Genomic DNA, 14,164 nt, shown 5'->3' with positions numbered 1-14,164 from the left:
GGAGCCGAGTTTCAAGTCCCGAGCAAGTCGCCGGTGATGATTCGCCAATGCGCCTCGCTCACCGGCGTGATCGACAACCGGCTGCCGCGCTGCAGCAACGTCATGTCGGCCAGCGCCGGTGTGGCGCGCAACTCGGGCAGGCCCAGCAGCCTCGTCTTGCTCAGCGCCTTCACATCCAGCAGCAGCCAGCGCGGTGCCTCAGGCTTGGCCTTGGCGTCGAAGTAGGGCGACTTGGGGTCGAACTGCGTGGGGTCGGGTCGGGTGCTGGAGGCGACCTGCGCGATGCCGACGATGCCGGGCTGCGGACAACTTGAGTGGTAGAACAGCACGCCGTCGCCAATGTGCATGCCGTCGCGCATGAAGTTGCGCGCCTGGTAGTTGCGCACGCCGGTCCAGGCCACGGTGGCGCCGGGTGCGGCGAGTGCATCGTCGATCGAGCACTCGTCCGGTTCGGATTTCATCAGCCAGTATTGGGTCATCGCGCTATTTTGCGACGACAACCCCCAGGCTTTGCAAGCAGGCCTTTAGAAGGACTCCCACTCGTCCGATGCGCCAGCCTTCTCGGCGACTTTGGCCACCGGCTTGGGCGCTGGCTTCACGGGCGCAGCGGATGTGGCTTTCGGGGCGGTCGACACGGTCTTGACGGGTGTCGGTTTTTTCGCGGGCGTGCTGCTCACGCTGGCGGCACCCGGTTTGTGCAGGTCGGTCGAACGGATCTGTGTGATCGAGCTTTGTGCGGCGGCGTGTGCGTCCACGCGGAACACGCGCACCACCTCGGCCAGGCGGTCTGCCTGCTCGTTCATGCTGGAGGCGGCTGCGGCGCTTTCTTCGACCAGGGCGGCGTTCTGCTGGGTCAGCTGGTCCAGGTTGGCCACGGCCGTGTTGATCTGGTTCACGCCGTCGGCCTGCTCGCCCGAGGCGCTGGCGATCTCGCCGATCATGTCGCGCACACGCACCACGTTGTCAACGATCTCGCCCATGGTTTTGCCGGCCTGGTTCACCAGGTCGGTGCCGGCGGTGACCTTGTCCACGCTGGTGCCGATCAGAACCTTGATTTCCTTGGCGGCCTGCGCGCTGCGCTGGGCCAGGTTGCGCACCTCGGCGGCCACCACCGCGAAACCGCGGCCTTGCTCACCAGCACGGGCGGCTTCCACCGCTGCGTTCAGCGCGAGGATGTTGGTCTGGAACGCGATGCCGTCGATCACGCCGATGATGTCGTTGATCTTGCGTGAGGACTGGTTGATCTCTTCCATGGTGGAGATCACCTGGCTGACGACCTCGCCACCCTTCTGGGCGCTTTGGCCGGCCACGTCCGCGAGCTGGTTGGCCACGCGCGCCGAGTCGGCCGACTGGCGGATCGCGCCGGACATCTGCTCCATGCTGGCAGCGGTCTGTTGCAGGTTGGAGGCGGTCTGCTCGGTGCGGGCCGAAAGGTCGTGGTTGCCGGTGGCGATTTCCTTGGCGGCCACGGTGATGTTGTCGGTGCCACGCTTCACGTCGGCCACCACATTCACCAGACGCTCGCGCATGGCGACGAGCGACGCGATCATGGCGCCGAACTCGTCCTTGCGGTCGTTGTTGATGCGGGCGGTGAGGTCGCCGCCGGCGATCTGCTCGGCGAATGCCATCGCTTCGCGCAGCGGGTTGCGGATGTTGCGGATCAGGAAGAACGCGCCTGCGACGATGCCCGCGACCAAGAGAGCGACCTGGATGGTTGCGATCTTCAGACTGGTGGCACGTTGCTCGTCGAAGCCCTGCTGGGCTTTGGCGCGGATGTCGGATTGCATGCGCGTGAATTCGCGCAAGCCGCCTACGTAGGGCGTTACGGCAGGGTTGAAGCGCGCCCGGATCTCCTCGGCGGCACCGGCGGCATCGCCGGCTTTCTTCATCTCGTTTGCCTTGGCATGTGAGGCTAGAACGCTCTTGCGCAGTTCGGCGATCTTCTCCAGTTGCGCTTTCTCCGCGTCGTTCAGCTCCATCGCCTGCAGCTTCTTTTGAAGTTCGTTGATTGTGGCGATGGCGGCGGGGACCAGGTCCTTGTACATCTCGGCCACGGCGGGGTCGCTGCTGACCACGGCGGCCTGGGTGCGGGTGACCGCGAGTTCGGTCAGCGCGGCCCACTCGCTGGCGAGCGTGGTCTTCTCAGCCAGCTTGGCCAGCGTTTGTTCAGACGTTTTGTTGAGCTGGGTCGAACGCGATCCGGCGGTGCCAACGACAACGAACTGACCCACGATGATGACGATGACACCAGCCCACAGCTTGGCGCCCACGGAGAGGTTGCGAAAGAAGTTCATGGCGGTTTACTGAATGGTTTCGGTGGGAGTGACCAGGCCCAGGTCGGAGCTGCCGAGCAGGGCTTCGATGTCGGCCAGGATGAGCATGCGCTCGCCCACGCTGGCGATGCCGGTGATGAAGCCCGCGTCCAGGGAGGTGTTGATCTGTGGCGCGGCCTTGATGTGTTCCTGGCTGAGCCGGATCACATCACTCACCGAGTCGACCACCAGGCCCACCACGCGGTTGTGCACGCTGAGCACGATCACAACGGTCAGGGCGTTGTATTCCACCTTGGCGCAACCCAGCTTGATGCGCATGTCCACCACCGGCACGATCACCCCGCGCAGGTTGACCACACCTTTGATGGATTCGGGCGCGTTGGCGATGCGGGTGGGCTCTTCGTACGAGCGGATTTCCTGCACACGCAGGATGTCGATGCCGTACTCCTCGGCGCCCAGGCGAAAGCTCAGGAACTCACCCGCACCCGCCAGTGCCGGAGCGTGGCGGCGCGTGGGCGCGCTGGGAGAAACGACCGCGGGGGTGGGGGTGTTGAGGGCGTCCATGGGTCCAGGGTGTTGGGTTGATAACAGCGTATCGACACCTGCCCCGGCTTCTTGAGCCTGGGTTGACACCTTTGGGCGGCTTGCCCTGCTTCAGTCTTGCGATTCCGCTTCGGGCCACAGCTTGGGGAAATAAAACCGCAAGGCGTGCTGCGGCACGCCCAGGCGCAGCCTGCCATGGGGGGAATCGGATTCCAGCAAGCCGCGCTTTAGCAATGCACTCACTTGCGCCGTGGCCAGGCGCTCGCCCAAGCCGAGCATGGCCTTGAAGTCGTTGCGGTCGAGTTCGCCCTGGGTGGCGAAGAGGTAGTGCAGGGCGCGCAGCGCTTCGGTGCGAACGCCCGCTTTCACCACGTGCTCTTCAAAGTTCAGGCAGGCGGCCATGCGGTCTTTCATGCCGCCCAGCGCGAGCGCGCCCGCCATGAAATCCACCTGGTCCTGGCAGAGGGTCAATACATAGGTGATCCACTGCTCCAGTCCGCGCTCGGTGAGGTTGCCGCGCCCATCCAGATCACCCGCTCGCGGTTCATCGGCCACCGCGAGAAGGGCGTAGTAACGGTCGTGGCTGCGTGCAAAGCCCCGCAAGGGTGACCACAGTCCGTTCGTCAGGCCCAGGTGTCCGAGCACCAGTTGGCTGTGCAGGCGTGCCACGCGGCCGTTGCCATCGCGAAACGGGTGAATCCAGGCCAGCCGCTGGTGCGCAGCGGCCATGGCCACCACCTGCATCTCACCCCGTCGAACCTGAGCGTACGCCTGGGACCACCGGGCCAGGAAGGCGGGCAGGTGTTCGGCGGCAGGCGCGGCATGCCGGCCCACGCTCACCTGTTGCAGCCGCAGTTCGCCCGGCTGCAGCCAGGCGGGCGCGGCGCCTTGAGGCAACTCGGCGGGGGGGATGGCCAGATCGGCCCGGGGCAGGCGGGCAAACAGGTCCTGGTGGATGTCCTGCACGGTTTGTGGCGACCACACGCGCGCCGTGTCCCACTGGGGCCACAGGGTTTCGAGTTGTTGTTCGGTGTCCATGTGGGCCAGGGCGAGTCGCTGGCGGCGTGCCTTGTCCGCGTCTTGTGCGTAGTCGTTGCGCAGCGCCTGCTCGATCTCCAGTGGAAACGTGTGCTGCCCTTCGATCTTGTTGGAGTAGTACGAATTCATCGCTCTCAGCAGACGGCGCAACCCGCCCAGCGCGCCGGGTTGGCACAGGCCCGAGAGCTGGTCGGCGCGACGGATGAGGTCGTGCGCATGTTCCAGCAGAGGGCCCAGGCGATGCTCGCCCGGCAGCAAGGGCTCCATCTGCGAAGGGTTATCGTAAAGGGGAAAAATTTGCGACTTTGAAACCATGGCTAAGTTTATGCTTTCAAAGGAAATTATTCAAATAATGCGGTTTATTTTGCGACTTTGAATGCAAAACCCCCGGGGCCGACACGCAGCCCCGGGGGGTTCATGAGACCCGGTTGATCAGTTCGACTTCATCGTGCTGGTGCTCTGGCCCATGCCCACGGTCGTGCCGCTGCTGGCGCCCATGGCTTGCATGGTGTTCGTGGGGTAGCGCTGGGGAGACAGATCGCGGAAGGTGGCACCGGTCTGGCCGTCGGCCACGAGGGTGCCGTTGCGCTTGGCTTCCATCAGTTCGGCACGGATCTGGTCACGTGAGGTGGTGCCGGCTGCGGCAGGCTGCATGTAGCTGCCCGGGAACACCTGGCGGAAGGTGGCGCCAGTCTGGCCGTCGGCGATCAGGGTGCCGTCGCGCTGGGCCTGCATCAGTTCGGCGCGAACCTGCTCACGGGTCTTGGGGGTCATGTCGGCAGCGAAGACCGAACCAGCGGAAAGGGCGGTCAGGGCGAGGGCAATGATGGAGGTGCGAACGTTTTTCATGAGGAATCCTTGAAGTGGTTGGGAGGAGCCAGAGAGCCTGGCTTTTCGAGCGGGACACACTGAATACGGGGCAAGTTCGTGATCGGATTCAGCCTCGCTTCAAAAAGAACACTTTCTTACGGTGGGTTAACCCGCAGAAGCTGGTTGTGCAGGTCGGGCCTTCATGGCGACACCCGCTGGGCGAGCCCTCGCCGACAATGCGCGCATGGCCCTCACGATCAATTCAGACACCGTTCACACACCGCCCGTGCCTTCTGCCACCGTCATGGTGGTGCGCGACGGATCCCAGGGGCTGGAGGTGCTGCTGGTGCGCCGGCACGGCAACTCGGGCGTGCTCGGCGGTGTGCACGTGTTTCCCGGTGGCAAGCTCGATGCCGCCGATCGCCAGGTGGATGCCGCGGCACTGGACCGTTCGGCGCTCGATTGCGCGTTGGGCTTGAACGAGCCGGGACTGGACGCAGAGACAGCGCTGGGTCTGCATGTGGCGGCCTTGCGCGAGACGTTTGAAGAATGCGGCCTGCTCCTGGGCCAGGTGCATCGCGCCGATCTGGTCCCGCGCGTGCGCGAGCTCACCGCCGCGGGCACCGGCTTTGCCACCGCCCTGCATCAACTCGGTTGCCCGGTGTCCACCGCCAGCGTGTTGCCGTGGTCGCGCTGGGTCACGCCACGCGTGCCCTCGGTGACCAACAAGCGTTTTGACACGCGCTTCTTCGTGGCGACCGCTCCGCACGGCCAGGAGGCCGAGCACTGCACCTTCGAGGCCACCGAAGCGGTGTGGCTGGCGCCGCGTCTGGGGCTGGAGCGTTACTGGGCGGGCGAGATCGATCTGGCGCCGCCCCAGATCATGAGCCTGGGGCAGCTCAGTCACCTGAGCACTGCTGCCCAGGTGATGGACACCGCCCGAAGCCGCCCACCCGCGCTGATCGAGCCCGAGCCGTTCGACCAGGACGGCGTGCGCGTGATCTGTTACCCCGGCGACCCGGCCCACAGCATCGCGCAGCGCGCGTGGACCGGCCCGACCCGGCTGGCCTACCGCAACCACCGCTTCGAGGCCGAGGGTGGTCTGGCGGCACTGTTGGGATAGTCGGCGCCCGCCGGGGGCGGGTTTGTCCTTTGGTGCTGCTCGGGAATTAATTTCGTTGAATCCATCACGCTCCTGGGTACGTATTGGGTATGCAGTTGTCTGCACCACCCAACCAGGAGCACCCCATGAAACTGAAACCCACATCCATCGCCAGAGGATGTTTGTTGATGGCCGTTGCCGGCGCGGCCATCGCGTCGAGCCACCGTGAAGCACCCTTCATCACCACCACGCCCAAGGTGGATGGCACCGATTTCTACATGTTTCGCAGTTACGAAGGCGTTGCCGCAGACGGCACGGGCGGGCGCTCCGACTACGTCACGCTGATTGCCAACTACCAGCCGCTGCAAGGTCCCTACGGCGGCCCCAACTACTTTTCGATGGATCCCAACGCGCTGTATGAGATCCATGTGGACAACGACGGCGACGCGGAAGAGGACATCACGTTCCAGTTCCGTTTCAAGAACAAGCTCAACAACGTTGCGCTGCCGATCGGCGCGCAGAGTGTTGCGATCCCGCTGATCCAGGCCGGTGGCGTGTCCAACGTCAACGACCCCAACCTCAACCTCAACGAAAGCTACAGCCTGACCGTCGTGCGCGACGGCCGCCGCAAGGGCTCGGCACAGACCATTGCGAGCGATCTGCCCAAGCCGGTGGACTACATCGGCGAGAAAACCCTGGGCAACGCCGCGGCCTACAAGACCTACGCCGACAAGCACATCCAGACCGTGACCATTCCCGGCTGCAGCGCGCCCGCCAAGGTGTTTGTGGGTCAGCGCCAGGAGGGCTTTGCGGTGAACCTCGGCCGCATCTTCGATCTGGTCAACGCACCATCGAGTTTGCTGCTGAACCCAGCGGCCAAAGATGCAGAAGGCGGCGGTGGCACCCACTACATCCAGAAGCAGAACGTGACCTCGATTGCGCTGGAAGTGCACAAGAACTGCCTGACCGCTGGCGGCGAACCCGTCATCGGTGGCTGGACCACCGCAAGCCTGCGCCAGGCGCGTCTGCTCAATGGCAATCCGTCATCGGGCCATCAGGCCAGCGAAAAGGCCGGTGGTGCCTGGACGCAGGTCTCCCGCCTGGGCAATCCGCTGGTCAACGAAGTGGTGATCGGACTGGGCGACAAGGACAAGTTCAACGCTTCGCAGCCCAAGGACGACGGCCAGTTTCTGACCTATGTGACCAACCCCACGCTGCCTGCGTTGCTGGGTCTCGTGCTCGCTGGCAATGCCGCCGCGCTGGCGCCCACCAACCTGCCGCGCACCGACCTGGCCACCACGTTCCTCACCGGCATCACGGGGGTGAACAAGCCTGCCGTCAACCCCAAGCCGTCCGAGATGCTGCGTCTGAACACCGCGGTGCCACCGGTGCAGTTCGCCAGTCAGAACCGCCTGGGCGTGGCTGGCAACGCGCTCAACGCCGACCCAGCCAAGGTCAATGACAACGCCGGTTTCCCCAACGGCCGCCGTCCAAAAGACGACGTGGTCGACATCGCTCTGGTGGCTGTGCTCGGTGGTTTGTGTGTGATCAACGGCGACGGCAACGCGCTGGGCCTCAACAACGTGCCGGGCGTGCCTTCGCTCACCTCGGCATGCCAGCCTTCGAGCGTGCCACTGGGTGCCGATTCGGCCAAGATCCACGATGCCGTTGACCAGGCCACTGTGCCGTTCCTGCCGGGCTTCCCGTACCTGAACACGCCCAACCCCGGCTCGACGAACCTGTGATGTCGTCCACCCTCACCCAAGGAAACACCATGAGACAACATCTCGCGACATCCCTGCTGGTGGTGGCCGTTGCCACCACCGCCCTGGCCGGTTGTGGCGGGGGCGGTGGTGACGACCCCACACCCGTCCAACCCCAGGCCACCACACCCTTCATGGGCACCACCGTGCAGTCGCTGCTGGACTACATGAACCAGCTGATTGCCCAGACCAGCGAGACCAGCGAACCGGAGCCGGTGGACAACACACCGCTGCCGGTGGACGACACGGTCTGAGCACGTCATTCAACGAAAAGAGGCGGGTCGGCGCATCGGATGTGTCGACCCGTTGTCAGATGAACAAATGGTTTTTCCTGGGCGCCTTGTGGCTGACCTCGGCCGCGCAGGCGCACGAATTCTGGATGACCCCGGACCGCTTCTCGCCCTCTGTGCGTGGCGCCGTCGACCTGTCGCTGTGGGTGGGTGAAAACTTTCAGGGCGACCCGGTGGGGTTCGGACGTCCCATGGCCGCTTCGCTGCGCTGGTACAGCCGGAGCGGGGAAGTCCAGCTCACCCCTCAACTGCCGGACAGCCTCGATCAGGGCAGCGTGGCGTTGGCGTTCGAGCAAGCCGGCACACAGCTCATCGCACTGGACACGCAGCCATTCACCATCGAACTCTCGGCCGACACCTTCACTGCTTATCTGCGGGAGGAAGGTCTGGAGCGCGTGATCGCGCAGCGCAAGGCCAGCGGACAGAGCGCGCAGCCCGGACGCGAGCGCTACCGCCGCCACGTGAAGACCTTGTTGAGCGTGGGCGGCAGGACCGACGCGGTTTCTGGTGTGCGCACCGGCCAGACGCTGGAGATCGTGCCGCTGGCGAATCCACAGTTACTGAACCCCGGAGACGCACTCGCCGTGGAGGTTCTGTTCATGGGCGTGCCGCTGCAAGGCGCGCTGGTGAAGGTCTGGAACCTGCGCGGGTCGCAGCTCAACGTGTTGCGCACGCGCACCGATGCTGCAGGAAAGAGTTCCACCACCTTGCCGTGGGGTGGCGTCTGGATGGTCAGCGTGGTGCACATGGTGCCCACCACCGATGGGCAGGGCCAGGATTGGGACAGCCACTGGGGCAACCTCACATTCGAAATGCCCTCGAGGCCAGGGTGACCCGGTTCTGTGGCGTCGAAGGAGCGGCGTTCACATCCAGAGCGCGCGCCAGACCAGCCGGGGCAGATCGGCACGCTGCAGCTTCACGCGGGTCTGCCAGCTGCGGTGGTCCTGCTCTTCGATGAGTTCGAGGATGCGCAAGCCGCCTTGCACCACCAGCCGCAGTTCCCAGCCGGCGCGCCCCGGCACGCGGCGCGCCAGTGGTGCGCCGAGCTGCATGAGGGCGCGCGCGTAGGCGCAGAGCTCGGCCACCACGGCGCGTCTGTCGGGCGTGGCCTCCAGCTGCGAACTCTCGAAATCGCTCACCTGCAGTCCATGGCGTTGCAAGGTGTTGGCCGGCAGGTAGCAGCGCCCGTTGGGCAGATCGCGGCTGATGTCCTGCCAGAAATTGATGAGCTGCAGGGCGCTGCAGATCTGGTCGCTTTGCTGCAGCGATCGCGCGTCGTGCACACCGTACAGGTGCAGCAAAAGGCGCCCCACCGGGTTGGCCGAGAGGCGGCAGTAGCCCAGCAACTCCTCGGTGCTGGCGTAGCGGTGTTGTTGCTCGGTGTAGCGCACATCCTGCTCGAAGGCACTCAGCAGGTCGTGCAGCAGATCGTTCGGCAGTGCGTGGCGGGCAATCGCCAGGCTCAGCGGTCCGAACACGGCGGGCCAGCGCTGCACTGAGGGGGCGACCGCGCCGCCCTCGGCCTTGAGGATGGACTGCGCCAGTTCGTCTCGGTACGCGGCCAGATCGGCCAGCCGTTCTGCCGCGCTGGCGGTGCCTTCATCGGCGATGTCGTCCGCGGTGCGTGCGAAACGGTAAATGGCCACGACCGTGGGCCGGAGCTGGGGCGGGCAGAGCCAGGACGCGACCGGGAAATTTTCGTAATGCTCGACGCCGCCGCCCAGTGCGCCCAGTGCGTCGGCCTGCGCCAGGCCGTGGGCGCGGTCGTCAGGAGGGGGGGGTTGAGTCGACGGGGGGCGCTGCGTCATGAGAAATGAAAACGGATTTGATCGATAATTTTGGTTACTAACCGGTCAGTCAGTAATATACGGGCATCCGCGGTGCCTGAATGCGCCGCGTGCCCTCCATTTTCACCTCGCCCAGATCACCATGAAAACGCCGAATTTTGTCCTGATCGTGACCGCCACGCTTGCCTTGGTGGCCTGTTCTCCCGCGCCCGCGCCTGTTGAGCCGATCCGTTCGGTCAAGCTGATGACCGTGGGTGCGAGTGCACTGGGGGCCCAGACCGAGTACGCCGGCGAGGTGCGTGCGCGCACCGAGTCGCGCCTGGGTTTCCGGGTCGGGGGCAAGCTGGTGCAGCGACCGGCCGAGGTGGGACAACGGGTGCAGGTGGGTCAGTTGCTGGCCCAGCTGGATGCGCAGGATCTTGCGTTGTCGAGCCAGGCGGCGCAGGCCCAGGTGAGCGCGGCGCAGACCCAGCGCGATCTGGCCGCGGCCGACCTCAAGCGTTTTCAGGAGTTGCTGGCCCAGGGCTTCGTGAGTGGTGCCGAGATCGAGCGCCGCCAGGCCACGCTGCAGTCGGCCGATGCCTCGTTGCGTCAGGCGCGTGCCCAGGGCGCGGTGCAAGGCAATCAGGCCGGCTATACCCGCCTGCTGGCCGACGGCGCTGGCGTGGTGGTGTCGGTCGAGGCGGAAGTGGGGCAGGTGGTGGCGGCCGGTGCGCCGGTGGTTCGCCTGGCGCGTGATGGTGCCCGCGATGTGGTGTTTGCTGTGCCCGAAGACCGCTTGGCGCTGCTGCGTGTGGGCCAGGCTGCGCAGGTGCGCCTGTGGGCCGGCGCTCCCAATGGACCGGCGGGCGCGGCCACGCCGCTGGACGCCGTGGTGCGCGAAGTCGCGGCCAGCGCCGACCCGGTCACCCGCACCTACCAGGTGAAGCTGGCTTTGCCCGAAGGCGCGGCCGCGCCGCTGGGGGCCACCGCCTATGTGAGCATGGCGTCACCCGCCGGTGCGCCCACAGCCGCGATCAAGCTGCCGACCTCGGCGCTCATGCGTTCGGACGCGGGAGACCGCAGTGGCAGCGCGGTCTGGGTGTTTGACGCCGCCAGCAACACGGTGCAGCCGCGCCCGGTGGTGGTGGCCGGTGCCGACGGCAACGAGATGGTGATTGTCTCGGGGCTCAAGCCGGGCGACGAGGTGGTGGCTGCGGGCGTGCATGTGTTGTCGCCAGGGCAGACGGTCACGCGCTTTGTTGGCGCGGCCACGAAGTGAGGTCGGCATGAGTTCGTCCGACTACTCCTCCCCCGACCAGACCGCCTCCTGGGTCTCCCGCTTCAACCTCTCGCAGTGGGCGCTGGATCACCAGGCCTTCACCCGGTACCTGATGATCGTGCTCATGCTGCTGGGCGTGGCGGCGTACTTCCAGCTCGGCCAGGACGAAGACCCCCCGTTCACCTTTCGCGCCATGGTGGTGCGGGCCTACTGGCCCGGCGCCACCGCCGAGCAGGTGGCCGAACAGGTGGCCGACCGCATCGAGAAGACGCTGCAGGAGGTGCCCTACGCGGACAAGATCCGCAGCTACTCCAAGCCCGGTGAAACGCTGGTGATCTTTCAGCTGAAGGACTCGTCACCCGCCAAGGAGGTGCCGCAGATCTGGTACACGGCGCGCAAGAAGATCGGCGACATGCAGGCCACGTTGCCGCAAGGTGTGGTGGGGCCCTTTTTCAACGACGAGTTCGGCGACGTGTTCGGCGTGATCTACGCGCTGCAGGGCGACGGCTTCTCGTACGCCGACAAGAAAGAGGTGGCCGACAACGTGCGCCAGCAATTGCTGCGTGTGCCCGATGTGAGCAAGGTTGAACTCTTCGGCGCGCAGGACGAGAAGCTGTTCATCGAGATTTCGCAGAAGCGGTTGGCGGTGCTGGGGCTGAACCTGCAGCAGGTGTTTGACGCGCTGGGGCAGCAGAACGCGGTGGCCTCGGCCGGCGCGGTGCAGGCGCCGCAGGACGTGGTGCAGGTGCGTGTGGCGGGTGCCTTCAATTCGGTGGAGCAGCTCGGTGCCATGCCGATCCGCGCGGCCAACGGCACGCAGATCCGCCTGGGCGACATCGCCGACATCCGCTTGGGCTATGTGGATCCCCCTCAGGTTCTGGTGCGCCACAACGGCAAGGACAGTATCGGCCTGGGCATTTCCATGGCCAAGGGCGGCGACATCATTGCGCTGGGCGAGGCACTCAAGACCACGGTGGCCGGCATCGAGGCCACGCTGCCCGCGGGCATGGTGCTGGCGCAGGTGCAGGACCAGCCCAGCGCGGTGACCCGGAGCGTGAACGAGTTCGTGACGGTGCTGATCGAGGCGGTGGTGATCGTGCTGGTGGTGAGTTTTCTGGCGCTCGGACTGCACAGGCGCGCGGGCAGCAAGGGCCTGCGCGGCTACACGCTGGACATGCGCCCCGGCCTGGTGGTCTTCATCACCATTCCGCTGGTGTTGGCCATGACTTTCCTGGCCATGAACTACTTCAAGATCGGCCTGCACAAGATTTCGCTGGGCTCGCTGATCATTGCGCTGGGCCTGCTGGTGGACGACGCGATCATTGCGGTGGAGATGATGGTGCGCAAGCTCGAAGAGGGCTACAGCATGGTGCGCGCGGCCACCTTCACCTGGGAGGCCACGGCCATGCCCATGCTCACCGGCACGCTGATCACGGCCGCCGGTTTCCTGCCGATCGGCCTGGCCAACTCCACCACCGGTGAATACACCTTCGCGATCTTCGCGGTGACCGTCATCGCGCTGTTGCTCTCCTGGGTGGTGGCGGTGTTCTTTGTGCCCTACCTGGGCGTGCGTCTGCTCAAGGTCAAACCCCATGTGGGTGAAGTGCATGAGGTGTTCGACGGTCCGTTCTACGTGCGTTTTCGCGCCGTGGTGGACTGGTGCGTGCAGCACCGCTGGATCACCATCGGCGCCACCGTGCTCACCTTCGTGCTGGGCATCGTCGGCATGGGCCAGGTGCAGCAGCAGTTCTTTCCGGATTCAAGCCGTCCCGAGATCCTGGTGGACGTGTGGCTGCCCGAGGGCAGCAGCATCAAGGCCATGGACGAGGTGACGAAGCGCCTGGAGGCACGCATGACGGCGGAAGAGGGCGTGACCAGCGTGAGCACCTGGATCGGCTCGGGCGTGCCGCGCTTTTATTTGCCGCTGGACCAGATTTTCCCGCAGACCAACGTGTCTCAGATGATCGTGCTGCCGAAAGACCTGAAGACCCGCGAGCGCCTGCGCAAGGCGCTGCCGGCCTTGCTGGCGACCGAGTTCCCCGAGCTGCGTGGCCGCGTGAAGCTGCTGCCCAACGGCCCACCCGTGCCGTATCCGGTGCAGTTCCGCGTGGTCGGCACCGACCCGACGCAACTGCGCACGCTGGCCGACGAGGTGAAAGTGGCGATGCGTGCCAACAGCAACATGCGCGGCGTGAACGACAACTGGAACGAGTCGGTCAAGCGCTTGCGGCTGGAAGTGGACCAGGCCAAGGCGCGTGCGCTGGGTGTGTCCAGCCAGTCGATCGCGCTGGGCGCCCGCACCCTGCTCACCGGCAGCACCGTGGGCCAGTACCGCGACGGCGACAAGCTGATCGACATCGTGCTGCGCCAGCCATTGAGCGAGCGCGATGCGATCAGTGATCTGGCCAACACCTACCTGGCCACGAGCAGCGGGCAGAGCATTCCCTTGCTGCAGATTGCCAGGCCGGTGTTTGACTGGGAGGCCGGTGTGCTCTGGCGCGAGAACCGCGACTACGCCATCACCGTGCAGGGTGATGTGGTGGAAGGCCTGCAGGGTGCCACCGTCACGGCCGAGTTGCAGCCGGTGCTCAAGCAGATCAGCGATGGCTGGGCGGCGCGCGGGCTCTCCGACTACCGCATCGAGGTGGCGGGCGCCGTGGCCGAGAGCAGCAAGGGTTCGTCGTCGATCGTGGTGGGCATTCCGCTCATGCTGTTCATCGTCTTCACCTTGCTCATGCTGCAGCTGCAGAGTTTCAGCCGCTCGGTGCTGGTGTTCCTCACCGGCCCGATGGGCCTGGCGGGTGTGGCGGGCGCGTTGCTGTTGCTCAACCGGCCGTTCGGCTTCGTGGCCTTGCTGGGCGTGATTGCGCTCATGGGCATGATCCAGCGCAACTCGGTGATCCTGATCGACCAGATCGAGCAGGACCGCGCGCGTGGCGTGCCGGCCTGGGACGCGGTGGTCGAATCGGCTGTGCGGCGCATGCGGCCGATCGTGCTGACCGCCGCTGCGGCTGTGCTGGCGATGATTCCGTTGTCGCGCAGTGTGTTCTGGGGCCCGATGGCGGTGGCGATCATGGGTGGGCTGGTCGTTGCGACAGTGCTGACCTTGCTGGCTTTGCCTGCGATGTATGCGGCCTGGTTTCGGGTGAAGAGGGAGCCTGACGTTTTGTAAGCGATGCACCTCGCGGGCTCGTGAACGCATGGCGCTCACGAGCCTGAAGTGATGTTGGTGTCCGCACAGACCGAGTGCCAACGAGGTCATCGGCGGCCATGGGGCACGGCGCAGCGAAATCAAGG

The 14,164-nt window shown here is 65.6% G+C and carries 12 protein-coding genes; 6 read left to right on the top strand and 6 right to left on the bottom strand.

Going from position 1 to position 14,164, the window contains the following annotated elements; translation table 11 throughout:
* Nucleotides 1–11 precede the first annotated feature (11 nt).
* The 5 genes from IV113_RS06395 to IV113_RS06375 all read right to left on the bottom strand — a co-directional run bounded on the left by IV113_RS06395 (nt 12) and on the right by IV113_RS06375 (nt 4,703).
* Entirely contained in the window at nt 12–479 is a 468-nt protein-coding gene (locus IV113_RS06395; protein ID WP_291081906.1) for an EVE domain-containing protein, read from the bottom strand.
* A gap of 45 nt (nt 480–524) precedes the next feature.
* On the bottom strand, nt 525–2,294 hold the full coding sequence (locus IV113_RS06390; protein WP_291081904.1) for a methyl-accepting chemotaxis protein: 1,770 nt from the start codon (nt 2,292–2,294) through the stop codon (nt 525–527).
* A gap of 6 nt (nt 2,295–2,300) precedes the next feature.
* Nucleotides 2,301–2,837, bottom strand: a complete 537-nt coding sequence (locus IV113_RS06385) for a chemotaxis protein CheW (protein ID WP_291081902.1) — start codon at nt 2,835–2,837, stop codon at nt 2,301–2,303.
* Between the two features lie 90 nt (nt 2,838–2,927).
* Entirely contained in the window at nt 2,928–4,121 is a 1,194-nt protein-coding gene (locus IV113_RS06380) for a Fic family protein (protein WP_291081900.1), read from the bottom strand.
* A 165-nt stretch (nt 4,122–4,286) separates the two neighbouring features.
* Nucleotides 4,287–4,703, bottom strand: coding sequence for a DUF4148 domain-containing protein (locus tag IV113_RS06375; protein ID WP_291081898.1), 417 nt, complete (start codon nt 4,701–4,703; stop codon nt 4,287–4,289).
* 205 nt (nt 4,704–4,908) lie between these two features.
* Between IV113_RS06375 and IV113_RS06370 the strand changes: the two genes are divergently transcribed.
* The 4 genes from IV113_RS06370 (at nt 4,909) to IV113_RS06355 (ending at nt 8,652) form a co-directional block, all read left to right on the top strand.
* Nucleotides 4,909–5,787, top strand: coding sequence for an NUDIX hydrolase (locus IV113_RS06370; RefSeq protein WP_291081896.1), 879 nt, complete (start codon nt 4,909–4,911; stop codon nt 5,785–5,787).
* 125 nt (nt 5,788–5,912) lie between these two features.
* Nucleotides 5,913–7,511 carry a DUF4331 domain-containing protein gene (locus tag IV113_RS06365; protein WP_291081894.1) on the top strand — a complete coding sequence of 533 codons (1,599 nt, stop codon included), beginning with the start codon at nt 5,913–5,915 and terminating at the stop codon, nt 7,509–7,511.
* A gap of 29 nt (nt 7,512–7,540) precedes the next feature.
* The gene (locus tag IV113_RS06360) at nt 7,541–7,783 is read left to right on the top strand and encodes a hypothetical protein (RefSeq protein WP_291081892.1); all 243 of its coding nucleotides are present in this window, start codon (nt 7,541–7,543) and stop codon (nt 7,781–7,783) included.
* A gap of 59 nt (nt 7,784–7,842) precedes the next feature.
* Nucleotides 7,843–8,652 carry a DUF4198 domain-containing protein gene (locus IV113_RS06355; RefSeq protein ID WP_291081890.1) on the top strand — a complete coding sequence of 270 codons (810 nt, stop codon included), beginning with the start codon at nt 7,843–7,845 and terminating at the stop codon, nt 8,650–8,652.
* A 30-nt stretch (nt 8,653–8,682) separates the two neighbouring features.
* Here the strand turns inward: IV113_RS06355 and hpnC are convergent, their stop codons facing one another.
* The gene (hpnC, locus tag IV113_RS06350; protein ID WP_291081887.1) at nt 8,683–9,627 is read right to left on the bottom strand and encodes a squalene synthase HpnC; all 945 of its coding nucleotides are present in this window, start codon (nt 9,625–9,627) and stop codon (nt 8,683–8,685) included.
* Between the two features lie 121 nt (nt 9,628–9,748).
* Here hpnC and IV113_RS06345 point away from each other — a divergent pair, with 121 nt between their 5' ends.
* Both IV113_RS06345 and IV113_RS06340 read left to right on the top strand, forming a co-directional pair.
* Nucleotides 9,749–10,867 carry an efflux RND transporter periplasmic adaptor subunit gene (locus IV113_RS06345; RefSeq protein ID WP_291081885.1) on the top strand — a complete coding sequence of 373 codons (1,119 nt, stop codon included), beginning with the start codon at nt 9,749–9,751 and terminating at the stop codon, nt 10,865–10,867.
* Between the two features lie 7 nt (nt 10,868–10,874).
* On the top strand, nt 10,875–14,039 hold the full coding sequence (locus IV113_RS06340) for an efflux RND transporter permease subunit (RefSeq protein WP_291081883.1): 3,165 nt from the start codon (nt 10,875–10,877) through the stop codon (nt 14,037–14,039).
* Nucleotides 14,040–14,164: the final 125 nt, after the last annotated feature.

Origin of the sequence: Hydrogenophaga sp. (assembly GCF_018780385.1) — a bacterium.
Classification (GTDB): Bacteria; Pseudomonadota; Gammaproteobacteria; order Burkholderiales; family Burkholderiaceae_C; genus Hydrogenophaga.
This window is presented reverse-complemented; position numbering and strand designations above follow the sequence as displayed.

What these genes read in the sequence shown, in the direction of transcription:
- IV113_RS06395 (WP_291081906.1), bottom strand. Translation starts at nt 479, where the DNA reads ATGACCCAATACTGGCTGATGAAATCCGAACCGGACGAGTGCTCGATC.
- IV113_RS06390 (WP_291081904.1), bottom strand. Translation starts at nt 2,294, where the DNA reads ATGAACTTCTTTCGCAACCTCTCCGTGGGCGCCAAGCTGTGGGCTGGT.
- IV113_RS06385 (WP_291081902.1), bottom strand. Translation starts at nt 2,837, where the DNA reads ATGGACGCCCTCAACACCCCCACCCCCGCGGTCGTTTCTCCCAGCGCG.
- IV113_RS06380 (WP_291081900.1), bottom strand. Translation starts at nt 4,121, where the DNA reads ATGGAGCCCTTGCTGCCGGGCGAGCATCGCCTGGGCCCTCTGCTGGAA.
- IV113_RS06375 (WP_291081898.1), bottom strand. Translation starts at nt 4,703, where the DNA reads ATGAAAAACGTTCGCACCTCCATCATTGCCCTCGCCCTGACCGCCCTT.
- IV113_RS06370 (WP_291081896.1), top strand. Translation starts at nt 4,909, where the DNA reads ATGGCCCTCACGATCAATTCAGACACCGTTCACACACCGCCCGTGCCT.
- IV113_RS06365 (WP_291081894.1), top strand. Translation starts at nt 5,913, where the DNA reads ATGAAACTGAAACCCACATCCATCGCCAGAGGATGTTTGTTGATGGCC.
- IV113_RS06360 (WP_291081892.1), top strand. Translation starts at nt 7,541, where the DNA reads ATGAGACAACATCTCGCGACATCCCTGCTGGTGGTGGCCGTTGCCACC.
- IV113_RS06355 (WP_291081890.1), top strand. Translation starts at nt 7,843, where the DNA reads ATGAACAAATGGTTTTTCCTGGGCGCCTTGTGGCTGACCTCGGCCGCG.
- hpnC (WP_291081887.1), bottom strand. Translation starts at nt 9,627, where the DNA reads ATGACGCAGCGCCCCCCGTCGACTCAACCCCCCCCTCCTGACGACCGC.
- IV113_RS06345 (WP_291081885.1), top strand. Translation starts at nt 9,749, where the DNA reads ATGAAAACGCCGAATTTTGTCCTGATCGTGACCGCCACGCTTGCCTTG.
- IV113_RS06340 (WP_291081883.1), top strand. Translation starts at nt 10,875, where the DNA reads ATGAGTTCGTCCGACTACTCCTCCCCCGACCAGACCGCCTCCTGGGTC.